The 14,488-nt window shown below is 71.7% G+C and carries 10 protein-coding genes; 2 read left to right on the forward strand and 8 right to left on the reverse strand.

Translation table 11 applies throughout. The features are described 5' to 3' along the window. Positions 1-10 precede the first annotated feature (10 nt). Positions 11-1,225, forward strand: coding sequence for a glycosyltransferase (locus ACWD3D_RS06505; RefSeq protein ID WP_451459792.1), 1,215 nt, complete (start codon positions 11-13; stop codon positions 1,223-1,225). Here ACWD3D_RS06505 and ACWD3D_RS06510 read toward each other — a convergent pair. The 4 genes from ACWD3D_RS06510 to ACWD3D_RS06525 all read right to left on the reverse strand — a co-directional run bounded on the left by ACWD3D_RS06510 (position 1,191) and on the right by ACWD3D_RS06525 (position 6,271). Next, a complete protein-coding gene (locus ACWD3D_RS06510) occupies positions 1,191-1,799 on the reverse strand; it encodes an ATP-binding protein (RefSeq protein ID WP_451459793.1) in 609 nt (202 codons plus the stop codon). The two genes, ACWD3D_RS06505 and ACWD3D_RS06510, sit on opposite strands and share 35 nt — an antisense overlap. 103 nt (positions 1,800-1,902) lie before the next feature. Continuing rightward, on the reverse strand, positions 1,903-2,919 hold the full coding sequence (gene add, locus ACWD3D_RS06515) for an adenosine deaminase (RefSeq protein ID WP_451459794.1): 1,017 nt from the start codon (positions 2,917-2,919) through the stop codon (positions 1,903-1,905). Between the two features lie 23 nt (positions 2,920-2,942). Continuing rightward, complete coding sequence (locus ACWD3D_RS06520) at positions 2,943-4,715, reverse strand: adenine deaminase C-terminal domain-containing protein (RefSeq protein ID WP_451459795.1); 1,773 nt, start codon at positions 4,713-4,715, stop codon at positions 2,943-2,945. A gap of 89 nt (positions 4,716-4,804) precedes the next feature. Continuing rightward, positions 4,805-6,271: a purine-cytosine permease family protein gene (locus ACWD3D_RS06525; protein WP_451459796.1), complete on the reverse strand. Its 1,467-nt coding sequence runs from the start codon at positions 6,269-6,271 to the stop codon at positions 4,805-4,807. 294 nt (positions 6,272-6,565) lie between these two features. Here ACWD3D_RS06525 and ACWD3D_RS06530 point away from each other — a divergent pair, with 294 nt between their 5' ends. Beyond that, a complete protein-coding gene (locus ACWD3D_RS06530) occupies positions 6,566-7,714 on the forward strand; it encodes a LacI family DNA-binding transcriptional regulator (RefSeq protein ID WP_451459797.1) in 1,149 nt (382 codons plus the stop codon). Between the two features lie 71 nt (positions 7,715-7,785). Here ACWD3D_RS06530 and ACWD3D_RS06535 read toward each other — a convergent pair whose 3' ends face one another. From ACWD3D_RS06535 to ACWD3D_RS06550, 4 genes are read right to left on the reverse strand one after another with little or no spacing between them, the layout of a single operon-like run. Further along, positions 7,786-8,613: a glycosyltransferase family 2 protein gene (locus ACWD3D_RS06535; RefSeq protein ID WP_451459798.1), complete on the reverse strand. Its 828-nt coding sequence runs from the start codon at positions 8,611-8,613 to the stop codon at positions 7,786-7,788. Beyond that, a complete protein-coding gene (locus ACWD3D_RS06540; RefSeq protein WP_451459799.1) occupies positions 8,610-9,338 on the reverse strand; it encodes a hypothetical protein in 729 nt (242 codons plus the stop codon). The genes ACWD3D_RS06535 and ACWD3D_RS06540 overlap by 4 nt, the downstream gene beginning before the upstream one ends. Next, positions 9,338-11,590: a LamG-like jellyroll fold domain-containing protein gene (locus tag ACWD3D_RS06545; protein WP_451459800.1), complete on the reverse strand. Its 2,253-nt coding sequence runs from the start codon at positions 11,588-11,590 to the stop codon at positions 9,338-9,340. The genes ACWD3D_RS06540 and ACWD3D_RS06545 overlap by 1 nt, the downstream gene beginning before the upstream one ends. Then, complete coding sequence (locus ACWD3D_RS06550; RefSeq protein WP_451459802.1) at positions 11,587-14,376, reverse strand: LamG-like jellyroll fold domain-containing protein; 2,790 nt, start codon at positions 14,374-14,376, stop codon at positions 11,587-11,589. Before ACWD3D_RS06550 ends, ACWD3D_RS06545 begins: the two co-directional genes overlap by 4 nt. Positions 14,377-14,488: the final 112 nt, after the last annotated feature.

Here is a 14,488-nt window from a genome sequence, read left to right on the forward strand (position 1 = left end):
GGGAACCCTGGTGAAAATCCTGCACGTCGTCACGCTGCACACCCCGGACCACGCCTTCGGCGGTCCCACCCGGGTGGCGCTCAACCTCTCCAAGGTCCAGCGGGCGGCCGGTGACGACGCGCGGATCATGGCGCTGGGAGACGGCTTCGAACGCGGCGAACTACCCGCTGACATGGAGGGAGTTCCGGCCCATCTCCATCAAGCCCGTCACGTACTGCCGATGTTCGAGGTCAGCGGGATCACCTCGCTCGCGCTGCTGCGCGCCGCCCGCCGCGCCATGCGCGACGCCGACCTCGTGCACGTGCATCTCATGCGGGACCTGGTGACCCTGCCCGTCGCGCTCCTCGCGCTCGCGACGCGTACCCCGCTGGTCGTGCAGACCCACGGCATGATCGACCCGACCGAGAAGCCGGTGGCGAAGCTGACCGACCTGCTCGGCGTACGGAAGGTGCTGCGCGAGGCCGACGCCGTCCTGCACCTCACCGAGACGGAGCGCCTCGACGTCAACGCGGTGGCCGCACCGGTCGCCCTCACCCGCACGGTCCGGCTGGTGAACGGAGTACGCCCCCAGGAACGCAAACCCGCCCGCGAGCCCGGCCGGCCGCCCACCGTCCTCTTCCTCGCCCGCGTCCAGGAGCGTAAGCGGCCCGAGGACTTCGTCGCCGCGATGCCCGCCGTGCTCGCCGTACACCCGGGCGCCCGCTTCGTGCTGGCGGGCCCCGACACCGGGGCGCTGGCGGGCACCCTGGCGCTGGCGGAGCGGCTCGGCGTGGCCGGCTCCCTCGACCACGTCGGCCCGCTCGGCCACGAGGAGGTCCTGGCGGCCGGGCGCGAGGCCGACGTCTACGTCCTCCCGTCCATCGAGGAACCGCTCGGGGTCTCGGTCCTGGAGGCGATGTCGGTCGGTACGCCGGTCGTCATCACCCGCACCTGCGGCCTCGGCCCGGACGTGGCGAAGGCCGGAGCGGGCCGGGTGATCGACAGCCGGGTCGGCGAGGACGCGGCCAACGCCGCCAAGGTCGCCGGGGCCGTCCTGGAACTGCTGGAACCCGGCGCCGCCGCCGAGGCGGGCAAGGCGGCCTGGGATCTGGTCAACGCGGACTTCACCATCGACGTCGTCACCGCCACACTGCGCCGGACCTACGAGGAGGTGGTCGGGCGCACCCGCGGGCGACGGCGGGGGTGGGCCCTCAGCCGGTCCGGAGGTCGCGCACCCCGACGGTGAGCCGGGGCCACGGGTGCTCGAACGCTTCGGGGAAGAGGGGCGCGGTGCGCAGCTCCCCGCAGGGGCGGAAGTGGACGGTGGTGCCGGTGGTGCCGTGATCGGTGACCGGCGTCAGGTCCGTCACCGGGACCCCGTGTTCGTAGCGTTGCGTCCAGGCGCCGTCCGCCCGCCGGTTGGTGTGGACGAGCCACTCGCTGAGTGCCGCCACGACCGACATCCCGCGTCGCGGGTGCCCGTCGGGGAGGGTCCGCGCGCCGGGGTGGTCGAAGAACCGGAGGTCCTTGGTCGCCATGACCGGCTTCGTCACCGGGCGACCCCGCGCGTCGAGCCGGGTGTCCGTGCCCCGCCCGTCGTCCGCGACGGAGACCGAGCCGTCCGGGTGGAGGGTGACCGTGCAGTGCCCGCTTCCCCGGTCCTCCGCCTCGTCCGCCGCGTAGGCGATCACCTCCAGGACCAGATGGGCCGGGCCGCCGGGTGCGAACGCGGCCGGTTCGCCGCGGACTTCCGCGAGGTGGGCGTGGTCCACGGTGCTCGCCCAGTCGTGGGTGGTGTTGCGCCAGGGGGTTGCTTCCATGGGGGGATTCTTCCCGCACGGCCGGCCCCGGGCGTCACCGCCCGGCGAAGACGGGTGAGGGGCCCGCGCAGCCGCGGGCCCCTCACTCTGTCCTTCGGGCCGATCAGCCCTGATACGCGTCCAGTTCGGCGAGGAATCGCTCCCGGACCGAAGGCGCCGCCCAGGACACCTCGATGGCGTTCCGCTGGAGGAGGACCAGTTCCTCGTCGCTGAGGGCGGCCGGGCCGCGCAGTGCCGCGAGGTTCTCCGAGACGTACCCCGGGAAGTACGCCGGGTCGTCGGAGTTGACCGTGACCTTGACGCCCTGGTCCAGCAGCGCGCGGATCTCGGCGGCCTTCAGGCCGTCCGTGACATGGGCGTTGGAGATCGGGCACACGGTGAGGCCGAGGCCGCGCTCGACGATACGGGCCACCAGTGCCGGGTCCTCCAGGGCGTTGACCCCGTGGTCGATCCGGTCGACGCCGATCTCGTCGAGGACCTGGCGGATGTGCTCCGTGGAGTTCTTCTGGTCGACGTCGCAGTGCATCGTCAGCCGGAAGCCCTCGGCGCGGGCCCGGGCGAAGACCTCGCGGAACTTCACCGGCGGGTTGCCGGCCTCGTCCGAGTCCAGGCCGACACCGATGATCCACTCCTTGTACGGCAGCGCCTGGACGAGCGTCGCCATGGCGAACTCGGCCTGGAAGTCGCGCAGGAAGCACATCACCAGACGGCCCCGGAAGCCCGTCGCCCGCTCGGCGTCGTCCAGCGCCCGGGTCAGGCCGCGGATGACGGTGTCGAAGGCGACACCGCGCGCGGTGTGGGCCTGCGGGTCGAAGAAGATCTCCGCGTAACGGACGTTCTGGGAGTGCGCCTTGGCCGCGTAGGCGGCGGCCAGGTCGTAGAAGTCCGCCTCGGTGCGGAGCACGGACATGCCCTCGTAGTAGACGGCGAGGAAGCCGGGCAGGTCGTCGAAGTCGTACGCCTCGCGCAGCGCCGCCTCGTCGGCGTACGGCAGCTCCACGCCGTTGCGGCGGGCGAGCGCGAACTTCAGTCCGGGCTCCAGGGTGCCCTCGATGTGCAGGTGCAGTTCGCACTTGGGCAGACCCGCGACGAAGGGGTCCACGGTGACGGTCTCGGTCATGGCGATCTCCTCGGTAGGGCGCGTCAGTTGGCGGCGGGAAGCAGGACGTCGACGACGTCCTGGGTGGTGTAGCTGACGACACCCAGGTCGGTGACGGCGTACTCGGGAATCGCGGTGATCTCCAGGAAGATCAAGTAGCCGAAGGCCGAGGGGAGTTCGCAGCCGAGCGCGCGGGACGCCGCCTCCAGGCGGTCCTCCGCCTCCGCCATCTCCTCCGGGGTGATGTCGGCGACGATCCCGGCCACCGGCAGCGGCAGGAACTCCTTGATCACACCGCCGTCCACGACGACCTGGCCGCCGCCGTGCTCGGAGAGGTGGTTCACGGCCAGCGCCATGTCGGCCCGGTCGGCGCCCACGCAGACGATGTTGTTGTCGTCGGGGGCGGCGGAGGAGGCGATGGCACCCGACCGCAAGCCGAAGCCGTTGATCATGGCGGTGACGGTGGCGCCGTCGTTCTTGCCGTACCGCTCCGAGACCGTGACGTACAGCGCGTCCTGCGCGAGGTCGGCGCGGACGGTGCCGTCGACCACCGGCAGCGTCATCTCGACGCCCTTGCGGACGAACGGGACGGTGCGGTCCATCTCCACGACCAGGACGCGGGCCTCGTCGCCCTCGGCGGCGATACCGACGCCCTCCGGCGCGAGCGGGGCCACCCGGAAGGCGGGGGAGAGCGCGGGGGTACGCACGGGCGGCTGCGGGGCGCGCAGGGTGTGGCCGTTCTCCGCGACCAGCTCGCCGCGCGCGAAGACCCGCTCCACCTGGAAGGACTCGGGGGAGTCGACGATCAGGACGTCCGCGAAGCGGCCCGGCGTGATCGAGCCGACGAGGTGGTCGATGCGGTACATCTCGGCGCAGTTCAGGGTGGCCATCTGGATCGCCTCGACCGGGCGGACACCGGCCTTGATCGCCATCCGGACCAGCTTGTCGAGGTGGCCCTCGCGGATGATGTCGGCGACGTGCATGTCGTCGGTGCAGAACCCGACGTGCCGGGACTGGGCGCCGAACTCGGTGACGGTGCGCACGTTCTCGTTCATGAAGTGCGCGACCGAGGACTCGCGGATGAGCAGCGACATGCCGGCCCGCAGCTTCTGGAGGGCCTCCTCGGCGGTGTAGCTCTCGTGGTCGAGGCGGACGCCCGCCGCCGACAGCGCGTTGATGGTGGTCTGCGCGGCCATCGGGGCGCAGCCGAAGATCGGCAGCCGGTTGCGGTGGGCGAGTTCGAGGGCGCGCAGCACCTTCTCGTCGCGGTTGAGGACGAATTCGGCGACCGTCTCCCAGACCCCGAAGCACTCGGCCCAGCCCTGGGTCTCCTCGTGCTCCTCCGGTCCGAAGGTGAAGCCGACCGTGGTCTCGGGCAGGGTGTACGGCGTTTTGAAGGGGGCGCCCCAGAAGATCTTCATCGGGCCGGCGTCGGCCTCCCGCAGCGCCTCGCGGACCCCTTCGAGACCGGCCACGACGAGGAACTGGTCGAGGCCGGAGATCACCGAGGTGGTCCCGTAGCGGACCGCCGCGTCCGCGAACATCGTCACCGAGAGCTTGGAGCACTCCAGGTGGAGGTGGCCGTCGATGAGCCCCGGGGTGAGGTACTTGCCGGTGGCGTCGACGAATTCGGTGTCCGGCCCCTCGTAGGCGGTGACGTCACCGGTGGCGGCGATCCGCTCGCCGGTGATCGCGACGTCCGCCGGGTAGATCTCGCCGGTGTGGACGTTGACGAGCTGCCCGCCCTTGATGATCCGGTCGGCCTTGACGACCCCTTCGGAGGCGTCGATGAGGCTGCGGAGGCTGGGGTGGTTCATGGGGTTCGCTCCAGGGCGGGTCGAGAAGGTGGTGAAGAGGGGGGAGGGGAGGCGGCCCGGGCGCCGAGTGTGCGGCGCCCGGCCACCGTTCAGGCGTCGAGGACGAGTTCCGCCTCGGCGCGCACGGTGCTGCGGGCGAGCAGCCAGTACACGACGCCCGCGACGAGGGCACCGGCGAAGACCGACAGGTCCAGGCCGCCGGCCGCGTCGGAGAGCGGGCCGACGAACACCGTGGAGTCGACCCAGAGAATGGCGGCCCCGAAGCCGAGGAGCACCGCGATCAGACCGGCCGGGCGTACGCCGCCCTTGTGCCAGTAGATGCCCTTGGCCCCGGTCTCCCGGGGGAAGAGCGAGGGCACGTGGTAACGGCCCCGGCGCAGCGCCCAGTCGGTGAGGTAGACGGCGGCCCACGGTCCGAGCCAGAGCACGATCAGGCTGAGGAAGTTCGACAGCAGGGTGTAGAAGTCCGCGGAGAACACGGCCCACAGGGTGATCGCGGTGCACAGGGTCAGGTCCACGAAGACGACCATCCACCGCTTCACCGGGAGGCCGACGGCCAGCAGGTTCAGGCCGGAGGAGTACATGTCGGTGGTGTTCACCGCGAGCAGCGACACGATCGCGAGCAGCAGGTACGGGGTGACGAACCAGCCGGGCAGCACCTCCGGGAGCCCCGAGATCGGGTCGGCGGCGTTGGTGGTCGCGGTGGCGACGGCGGCGCCGAGGATCTGGAGCGCGATGTTGGGCACCATGCCGCCGAGCGCGGCGCAGGTGAACACCTTGCGGGGCGCGGCGTCGGCCGGGAGGTAGCGCGAGTAGTCGCTGCCCATGTCCGCCCAGGACAGCCCGCCCGAGGCGGTGACCATGGCCAGGACGAGGGAGATCGTCACCACCGAAGGCGCGGAGCCGTGGGTGGCGAAGTCCGCCTTCGGGAAGACGAGGAACGCCATCACGACGAACATCGCGGCGAAGATCCAGGCGAAGTACTTCTGCACCTTCATGATCAGGTGGTAGCCGGAGAGCGGCAGGAGCATCTGGAGCACCGCCGCGATCGCGATGGTCACCAGCTTCAGCGGGGTGCCGGTGTGGATGCCCGCCTGCTCGAAGAGGGCGAGGCCCGCGAGCACGATGAGAACCATGCCGCCCGCCTCGAAGCCGACCAGCATCACCCAGCTGAGCAGCGCCGGCAGTCGTCCGCCGTTCGGCCCGAAGGAAGCCCGGGAGACCGAGTGCGTGGAGGTGCCGGTGCGCGGGCCCTGGAGGCTGGTCAGGCCGGTGACGGTGAAGCCGAGGATGTTGCCGACCACGATCAGCGCGACGGCGTACCAGAACGAGAGGCCGAAGGAGACGACCAGCGCCCCGTAGACGACGGTGAAGACGGTGGTGTTGGTGCCGGCCCACAGTCCGAAGAGGCGGCCGGGGCCGCCTTGGCGCTCGGAGGCGGGGACGGCGTCGATGCCACGCTGCTCGACCGTGAAGACGGACGTCGGGGACGTCCCGTCGACGTGGGCCGCGTGGTCGGTGGATCCGGGCGGGGCGGTGGCGGTGGCCTCGGCCATGGTCGGCAGACGTCCTTTGCGGACTCGCGTCCCGGCCTGGAGGGACGGGACGAGGGATGTACGGGGAGTTCCGGAACGAGCCGGGTGACCGCACGGCGGTGTGCGGGGGGTGGAGCGGGGGGAGAGCGGTGAGGCGGGGGGCCGTGCGGCGCGGCTCGGGCGGGGGAACCCGGCGCGCCGCACGCATGCCAAAACGTTTTGGCAACAGCCCGCAGGGAAGTGCGCAAACGTTTTGGCAATGATCCGGACCGTACTGCCTAAACGTTTTGGCAGTCAACCGGTAAGCTCGCCGCCATGTCAGACGTCACAGAGCCGGACCCGCGCGGCACCCCTCGCACGCCCCGCACCTCCGGCGCCGCGACGACCGGCGGACCCGCGCCCCGCACCTCCGGCGCCGCGACGACCGGCGGACCCAGGCGCCGCACCTCCGGCGCGGCGAAGACCGGTGGGCTGCGCGAGGTGGCCCACCGTGCGGGTGTCTCGGTCACCACCGCCTCCCACGCCCTCAACGGCGTGGGCAGGGTCGGCGCCGAGACCCGGGAACGCGTGCTGGCGGTCGCCGCCGAGATCGGCTACCGCGCCAACCCCAACGCCCGGGGGCTGCGCGGCGCCCGAACCGGACTGCTCGGCCTGACGCACCGCTCCGCCGTGGAGGGCGGGGTCACCGACATCGAGTACTTCGTCAAGATCGTCAATGCCGCCACCTGGACGGCGATGGCCCACGACTACTCCCTCGTGCTCGTCCCGCCCTCGCTCGACGGCCGCCCCTTCGAGTCGCTGCCGCTGGACGGGACGATCGTCATCGACCCGCTCACCGACGACCCGCTGCTCACCCGGCTCTCCGGCATGGGCGTCCCCGTCGTCACCACCGGCCGGGACCTCGCCCGTAAGGACGCCTTCCCTTGGGTCGACAACGAACTGTCCACCTGCGCGCTGGCCGCCTTCGACCACCTCGCCGCCACCGGCGCCCGCCGGATCGGTCTGCTGACCGGCTCGACCGGCCAGTCCTACGACGAGGACGCGGCCCGCGCCTACCGCGACTGGTGCGCCCGCACCGGAAACCCGGTACTGATCGACCGGGCGGAACCCGGCACCGACTCCACCGACGCCGCGCGCAGGCTGCTCGACCGGCCGGACCGCCCCGACGCGCTCTACGTCGTGATGGAGAAGTTCGGGTTCGCCACCCTCGCGGTCTGCCGTGAACTCGGCCTCGGGGTGCCCGAGGACGTCCAGATCGTCGTCGGTGCCGACGGCGAGTTCGCCCGCAGCGCCCGCCCCGCGCTCACCGCGCTGGACTTGGCGCCCGAGGAGATCGGCAAGCAGGCGGCGCAGCTCCTGATAGAGCTGGTGCAGGGCGGCGGCACGGTGGCCGAGGGCCTGCCCCGGCACCGGCTGGTCGCCGCCACCCTGCTGCGGCGCGCCTCCACCCGGAAGCCGTCCTGAGGTACACGGAAACGGGCCCGGGGGCCGCGCGAACTTCGCGCGGCCCCCGGGCCGTTCCCCCATGAGAAGCGTCAACCCTGCGGCTTTTCGCGTGACTTGAGCGCGATCTGCCAGCGGTAGAAGCTCATCGCGAGGGCGAAGTCGAGCCCCGCCCGGCCGTCGAGGAACCCGCGCCGGTAGACGTACATGTACGCGAACGACACCAGCGGCTTGAACGGCGCCTTGTGGAACAGCTGCCCCTGGCGGGACTTGACCCGGCGGACCTGCTCCTTGACGTCGGGGTGGTGCTCCAGCCAGGCCTCCCAGTCGGAGTACCGGTTGTGGCGCTCGAACCACGCGGTCACCGGGTCGAGGTCCTGGTGCTCGATGGGGTTGCGCAGCGCCTGGGCGGAGTCGGCGACGGGCTGGTAGTGGCCCTCGACCTCGCCGATGCCGGGGGCCGCGAGGTCGCCGACCTCCGGGTAGGCGCAGCGGGTGCGGTCGGTCAGGGAGCGTTTGCGGATGGTGTAGCCGTGGCGCAGCCGCTTGCCGGAGAACCAGTAGCCGAGCGGGATGTCGTACGCGGCCGGCTTCGGCGTGGCGGGATCGGCGAAGATCGCGCGGAGTTCGGCGAGCAGGCCGGGACTGAGCCGTTCGTCGCCGTCCAGCACCAGGATCCAGTCGATGTCGGTGCGGACGTTCTCCAGGCACCACTGCTTCTTCCGGGGGTGGCCGCCGTCCCAGGTGTACTCGACCACCTCCGCGCCGCACTCGGCGGCGATCTTCGCCGTGTCGTCGGTGCTGTGGGAGTCCACCACGACGACCGCCTCGAAGTGGCCGAGCACGGAGTTGACCGCCTCGGCGATGTTGAGGCCCTCGTTCTTGGTGGGGATCGCCACGGCGATGGGCAGCTTGCTCAACTCTTGTCTCCTTCGGGCAGCCAGGCGTAGCAGCCTGTGGAGGTGAAGGCGCGGGCGGCCGTGGGGAGGGTGATCCGCACCGGCTGACCGTTCGCGGAGGAACCCTGGTCGAGTACCTTGCCTCCGGCTCCCTCGGTCCGCCAGGTGCAGGCGGTGGTGGGGGAGACGGAGCGGTAGGCGCCGGGTCGCAGTTCCTTGCCGGTGTGGGTGCCGTCCGCGTAACCGAGCGCGGCCTCGTCCACCAGGTCCTGGTGTCCGGTGCAGAGGTGGGTCACGGCCGGTGCGGCGTCGGGCACTTCACCGGTGACGATGGAGCCCACGGCGATCCGGCGGTCGGCCTTGACCAGGAAGTCGAGCTTGTCGCAGGTCTCCTGGCCCGTCTGGAGGACGGCGGCCGGGTCCATGCCCTTGGGTACCCGGTCGGTGAGGTACTCCTTCTCCCTCTTGGTGAACGTGCCGGTGGCGGGCGTGAGTTCGTCGGTGGGGACTTTGGGCCCGGAGGCGTCCGGGGCCGGAGCCGCGTCCGCCCCGGAAGCTCCTGAAGCCCCGGACCGGGCGTCGTGGGTCGGTGCGGCGGCCGTGGGCCCCGCGACGGAGGGCCCGGAGGCCGCGGGGCGTGGTGCGTCCGCGGCCTCCGGGCCGTTCCCGTCGTGGGACGAGCCGCACGCGGCCAGCGCCGCCGTCAGGATGACGACGGCGGCGCCGGCCAGGAGCGGGTTCCTCATCAGCCCGTCCTGAGGGCGTAGTGCGCGGCGATCTGGGTACCGCTCAGCGCCGTCGGGTAGACGGCCGTCTCGTCGAGCTGACCGGCGAAGTAGGTGCTGGTCGGAGCGGACGGCCAGCCGTTGAGGTTGTCGCCGCCGACCCGCCAGTAGCCGTTGTAGCTCTGGTTGGTCTTGTACGAGGAGTTGGACGCGCGCAGTACGCCGTCCACGTAGATCGCGATGCCCCCGCTCCCCTGGGTGGCGACGACGTGGTGCCACGCGCCGTTGTTGTAGGCGGCCGGGGTGGTGACGGTGCGGGTGGCGCTGTCGTGGACGCCGAACACCAGCCTCCCGTCGTTCGTCATGTAGACGTGCTTGTCGTAGTTCGTGCTGGTCTGCATCGTCAGGTTCCCGAAGCCGATGAGCTTGCCGCCCTTGGTCGTGGTGGTCTTGAACCAGGTCTCGACGGAGAAGGCGCTCGGCTGGGCGTGCCGCCGGTTGCTGTACGCGTACTCGTCCGTGCCGTTGAACCCGATCGCCGTGGACGCGCCCGCGACGGCGGCCGGGGTCTGACGGTAGGACGGGGCGTTGCGCAGGAACCCGCTGTCCAGCCCGGTCCCGGTGTCCGCCGCGAAGGTCGACGTGCCCTCGTCGTAACGCCAGTAGAGTGAAGCGCCGTCGGCAAGCACCTTCGCCGGGTACGCCTCCGCGGCCGAGGCCACGGTGGCCGAGAGGGCGGGGGACTTGGCGCTGGTGTTGGTGCCGTCACTCGCGGTGATCCGGTACGAGTGCGTCTCGCCGGCCGCCACCGCGGTGTCGGTCCAGCGCAGTTGCGGACGGTCCCAGAAGAGCGAGGTGCCGGTCGTGGTGTACACCGGGGTGGTGGCCCCGTCCTTGTAGATCCGGTAGGTCAGCACACCGTCGTCGGTGTCGAAGCTGGTCTGCCAGTTGACGTCGATCCGTCCCGGTACGACGGTGGACAGCTGGACGTTGGGCACCCAGGGGGCGACCGTGTCGGGGCCGTCCGCGAACCGGGTCAGACCCTGCTGGGCCGCCGCGTTGACGGTGGTGAACTCGCCGCCGACCCACAGGTAGTGGTGTCCGCCGCTGTCCGTCTGCGCCATCACCCGGGGGCCGACCGGCTCACCGATGCCGTCGTTGGTGTCCGGGAACCACGGCAGCAGCTGCGGGTCGTTCACCGACTGCGCCAGCAGGTGCTTGCGCGGCTGGTCGGGGAACTCGCCCATGCTGGAGCAGTCGTGGGCGTGACTGCCGCTGTAGAGCACCCCGGAGTGGACCAGCACCGCCTGGGTGGCACCCAGGCAGGTGTCCCGCCAGCGCTGCTGGAAGTCGTCCAGGTCGACCGCGATGCGGCCGTCGAACACCCCTCCGCCGGTGCCCTCGTTGGCGGTGTAGAAGCCGGTGGCGTCGGAGGTGATGTCCTGCGTGGTGGAGGTGTTCGGGATGAAACCCGGATACGCCGTGGTCACGGCACCCGTCGTCGCGTCCACCACGGCCAGCGCGTGCGTGGTGGTGCCGTTGACGGTGAAGAAGTCGCCGCCGAGCACCACGTGCTGCCCGTCCGGGGTCACCTCGACCGCCCGGGCGACCTCGTCGGCGTTGGCGGTGAACGGCAGCAGGTCGGCCCCGGTGGTGACGGCGGCGAACTTGTTGCGGGTCTGGCCGCCCACGCTGTTGAAGTCACCGCCCAGATAGACGGTGTCGGTGGTGACGGCGATGGTCCGGACGGTCGCCGAGACGGCGATCTTGAAGTCGTCGCGCGGGGTGCAGGTGGCCGTGTCGATCGCCGCGACGTTGCTGACCCCGACCCCGTTCACCGACCCGAACTGGCCGCCCGCGTAGAGCGTCTGCCCGTCCGGGGAGAGGGTGAGGGCGCGCACCGTCGCGGTACCCGAGGAGAGCGTGAACGACAGGGAACAGCCGGTCGGCGCACCGGTCGCCGCGTCGAACGCGGCGAAGTTCACCGCCGGGGTCTCCGAGGTGCCGGCCGCGGCGTCCGGCGGACGCACGGTGGAGAAGGTGCCGCCGGCGTAGACCACGCCGGCGTTCGCGGCCATCGACCAGACGATGCCGTTGGTCTGCCAGGTGGAGAGGTCGTCGGCGGTGACCGTCACCGGCGGCGTCAGCGAAGCCGCCGGCGAAGTCCCGGCCGCTGTCGCGGTCAGGGCTCCGGCCAGCAGGCAGAGGGCGGCGGAGGCGGCGCGCCTGCGGCCGCGTCCGGCGGATCTCCGCCCCGTACGTCCGTTCATCATTCAGCTCCGAAGGTGAGAACGAGCTGCGGCCGGTAGGCCGCGGTGGAGATCTCGCTCGACCAGATACGGAGGCTGTCCGTACCGGCGTTGGTCAGAGCGAGTGAGGTGGTGGAGCCGAGGGCTCCGCCCAGGGCCGACGCGTCGAGCGCCACCGTGTAGCCGGTGGACACCGCCGTCGCGCCGGTGATGGTCCCCAGCACGGTCGCACCGAGCGCCGGCCGGGTGTTGTAGGTGACCGTCGATTCGGTCCAGGCGCCGGTGACCTGCACCACCTGGTGGCTCTCGGCGGAACCGGCCGTCGAGTCCGAGGAGGTGCGGAAGTCGATCCGGGCGCCCTTGAGCACCTGGCCGGCGGGGGCCGCCGGCAGGTCGTAGCGGAGGTAGCCCACGTACGCGGTGGTGCCGCGCGAGGCGAGCTGGTTGTCGTTGTAGTTCGTGTTCGGGGCGACGCTGTTGACGTACGCGTCCTCCACCGGGGTGAGCGTGACCGTGGTGTCCGCACCGCCGTCGCCGCCGCCCCCGTCGCCGCCGCCCGGGGCGGGCGGCGCGTCCGCGAGGTCGTAGTGCCCGGCGACCTGCGCCGCGGTCAGGACCGTCGGGTAGACGGCCGTCTCGTCCACCTGCCCGGCGAGGTAGGTGCTGGTCGGACGGTTCGGCCAGGCGTTGTTCATGGCGTCGCCGCCGACCCGCCAGTACCCGTCGTACGAACGGTTCCCGGTCGCCGCGTTGGTACCGGCCACCGTGCCGTCCACGTACAGCACCATGCCCGCCGGGCCCTGCGTGGCGACCATGTGGTGCCAGGCACCGTCGTTGAAGCTGCCGCTGGTGGTGATCGTCGGGCGGGCGTTGCTGCTGCCCGTCTGGACCCCGAAGGCGAGCCGTCCGTCGTCCGTCAGATAGACGATCTTGTCGGAGATGGTGCTGGTGTGGCCCGTGTCGACACCGATGTTGTTGCCGAAGCCGATGATCCGGCCACCGGTCGTCGACGTCGTACGGAACCAGGTCTCCACCGAGTAGGGCGACGGCGAGGTGAGGTGGTGCAGCCGGTCGCTGTAGACGTACTCGTCCGTGCCGTTCAGGCCCAGCGCGGTCGAACCGGCCACCGCCCCGGCCGCCCGGTACGTCGGCGCGTTGACGTACACGCCCCCGTCGAGCCCCTCCGAGGCGTCCGCGGCGAACGCCCCGCCCGTCTCGTCGTAGCGCCAGTACAGCCCGGCACCGTCCGCCAGCACCTTCTCCTGGTACGGGGAGGCGGCGGCCGAGGCGGTCGCGGAGACCGGGACGGCGGCGGACTGGGCGCTGGTGTTGGTGCCGTCGCTCGCGCTGACCCGGTAGGAGTACGTCTGCCCGGCCACCACGTCCGTATCGGTGAAGACCAGCTGCGGACGGCTGAAGAACAGCGAGGAACCGGTGGTGGTGTACACCGGGGTCGACGCGCCGTCGCGGTACACCCGGTAGGTCAGCGAGGAGTCGTCCAGGTCCAGCGAGGAGCGCCAGGCCACCTTCACTTGCCCGGCCCGGGGCGCGGACACGCTCACCACCGGCACGGCGGGCGCCCCCGTGTCCGGGGTGTTGGCGAACCGGGTCAGCCCCTGCTGGGACGAACCGTTGACGGTGGTGAACTCGCCGCCCACCCAGAGGAAGTCGCGCCCGTCCCGGCCGGCGACGGTCAGCGCGCGCGGCCCGACCGGTTCACCGATGCCGTCGTTGGTGTCCGGCAGCCACCCCAGCATGGCCGGGTCGTCCACCGACTGGGCGGACAGGTGCTTGCGGACCTGGTTCGGGAACTCGCCCATGGTGGAGCAGTCGTGCACATGGCTGCCCGCGTACAGCACACCCCGGTACACCCGGAGCGCCTGGGTGGCGCCCTGGCAGGTGTCGCGCCAGCGCTGCCCGAAGCCGTCCAGCTCCATGGCGAGGCGCCCGTCGAAGGAGTTGCCCCCCATGCCCTCGCCCGCGACGTACCAGCCACCGGAAGCCTGGTCCGTGACGATGTCCTTGATGACCGCGCTCGCCGGGACGAAACCGTTCGGATAGGTGTGGGTGAGCGCGCCGGACGTCACGTCCGTCACCGCGAGCGCGTGCGTCGCGGTACCACCAACCGTGGTGAAGTCGCCGCCGATCAGCACCGATTGGCCGTCCGGGGTGACCTTCAGAGCCCGTCCCGGGTCGTCCGCGTCCGGGTTCCACGCCGTCAGCGCACCCGACGGGGTCACCGCCCCGAAGAAGCGCCGGGCGCTCCCGTTGACCGTCTGGAAGTCACCACCCGCGTACACCGTTCCGTCCGCCGCCACGTCCAGCGCCCGCACGGTCGCACCGAAATTGGGGGCGAACCCCGAACGCACGGTGCAGTTGGCGGTGTTGACGGCGACCAGGCCGTTGGCGGCCGTGCCGTTGACCGCTTGGAAGTAACCGCCCGCGTAGAGCGTCGACTTGTCGGGCGACAGGGCGAACGCGCGTACCGTGGCGGTGCCGCTGCTCCGGGTGAAGGAGAGCGAGCAGCCGGCCGGAGCACCGGTCGCGGCGTTGAACGCCGCGAAGTTGACCGCCGCGACCGAGCCGGTCCCGCCCGCCGCCACCCCGGCGGGCCGGATCTGCGAGAAGGTGCCGCCCGCGTAGACGACCCCGTTCGCTTCCGCCAGCGCCCAGACGATGCCGTTGGTCTGGTAGGTGGACAGGTTGTCGGCGGTGAACCCGACCGGTGGGGTCAGCGACGCGGCCGGGGGAGCGCCCGCCGCCGAGGCGGACAGCACTCCCGCCGCCAGTGCCAGGACCGTCGCGCAGATCCCGCCCCGGCTCCGGCCGGCGCGGCGTGGCGCGCTCGCCCCTCGCGCGCCCAATCTTCCCGCGCTCACCCGTCCCGCGCTCACCCGTCCCGCGCTCACCCGTCCCGCGCTC

Source organism: Streptomyces sp. NPDC002690 (assembly GCF_053592415.1).

Coding starts and splice junctions, on each gene's coding strand:
- ACWD3D_RS06525 (WP_451459796.1), bottom strand. CDS start 6,271: ATGGCCGAGGCCACCGCCACCGCCCCGCCCGGATCCACCGACCACGCG.
- ACWD3D_RS06530 (WP_451459797.1), top strand. CDS start 6,566: ATGTCAGACGTCACAGAGCCGGACCCGCGCGGCACCCCTCGCACGCCC.
- ACWD3D_RS06545 (WP_451459800.1), bottom strand. CDS start 11,590: ATGATGAACGGACGTACGGGGCGGAGATCCGCCGGACGCGGCCGCAGG.
- ACWD3D_RS06520 (WP_451459795.1), bottom strand. CDS start 4,715: ATGAACCACCCCAGCCTCCGCAGCCTCATCGACGCCTCCGAAGGGGTC.
- ACWD3D_RS06540 (WP_451459799.1), bottom strand. CDS start 9,338: ATGAGGAACCCGCTCCTGGCCGGCGCCGCCGTCGTCATCCTGACGGCG.
- add (WP_451459794.1), bottom strand. CDS start 2,919: ATGACCGAGACCGTCACCGTGGACCCCTTCGTCGCGGGTCTGCCCAAG.
- ACWD3D_RS06510 (WP_451459793.1), bottom strand. CDS start 1,799: ATGGAAGCAACCCCCTGGCGCAACACCACCCACGACTGGGCGAGCACC.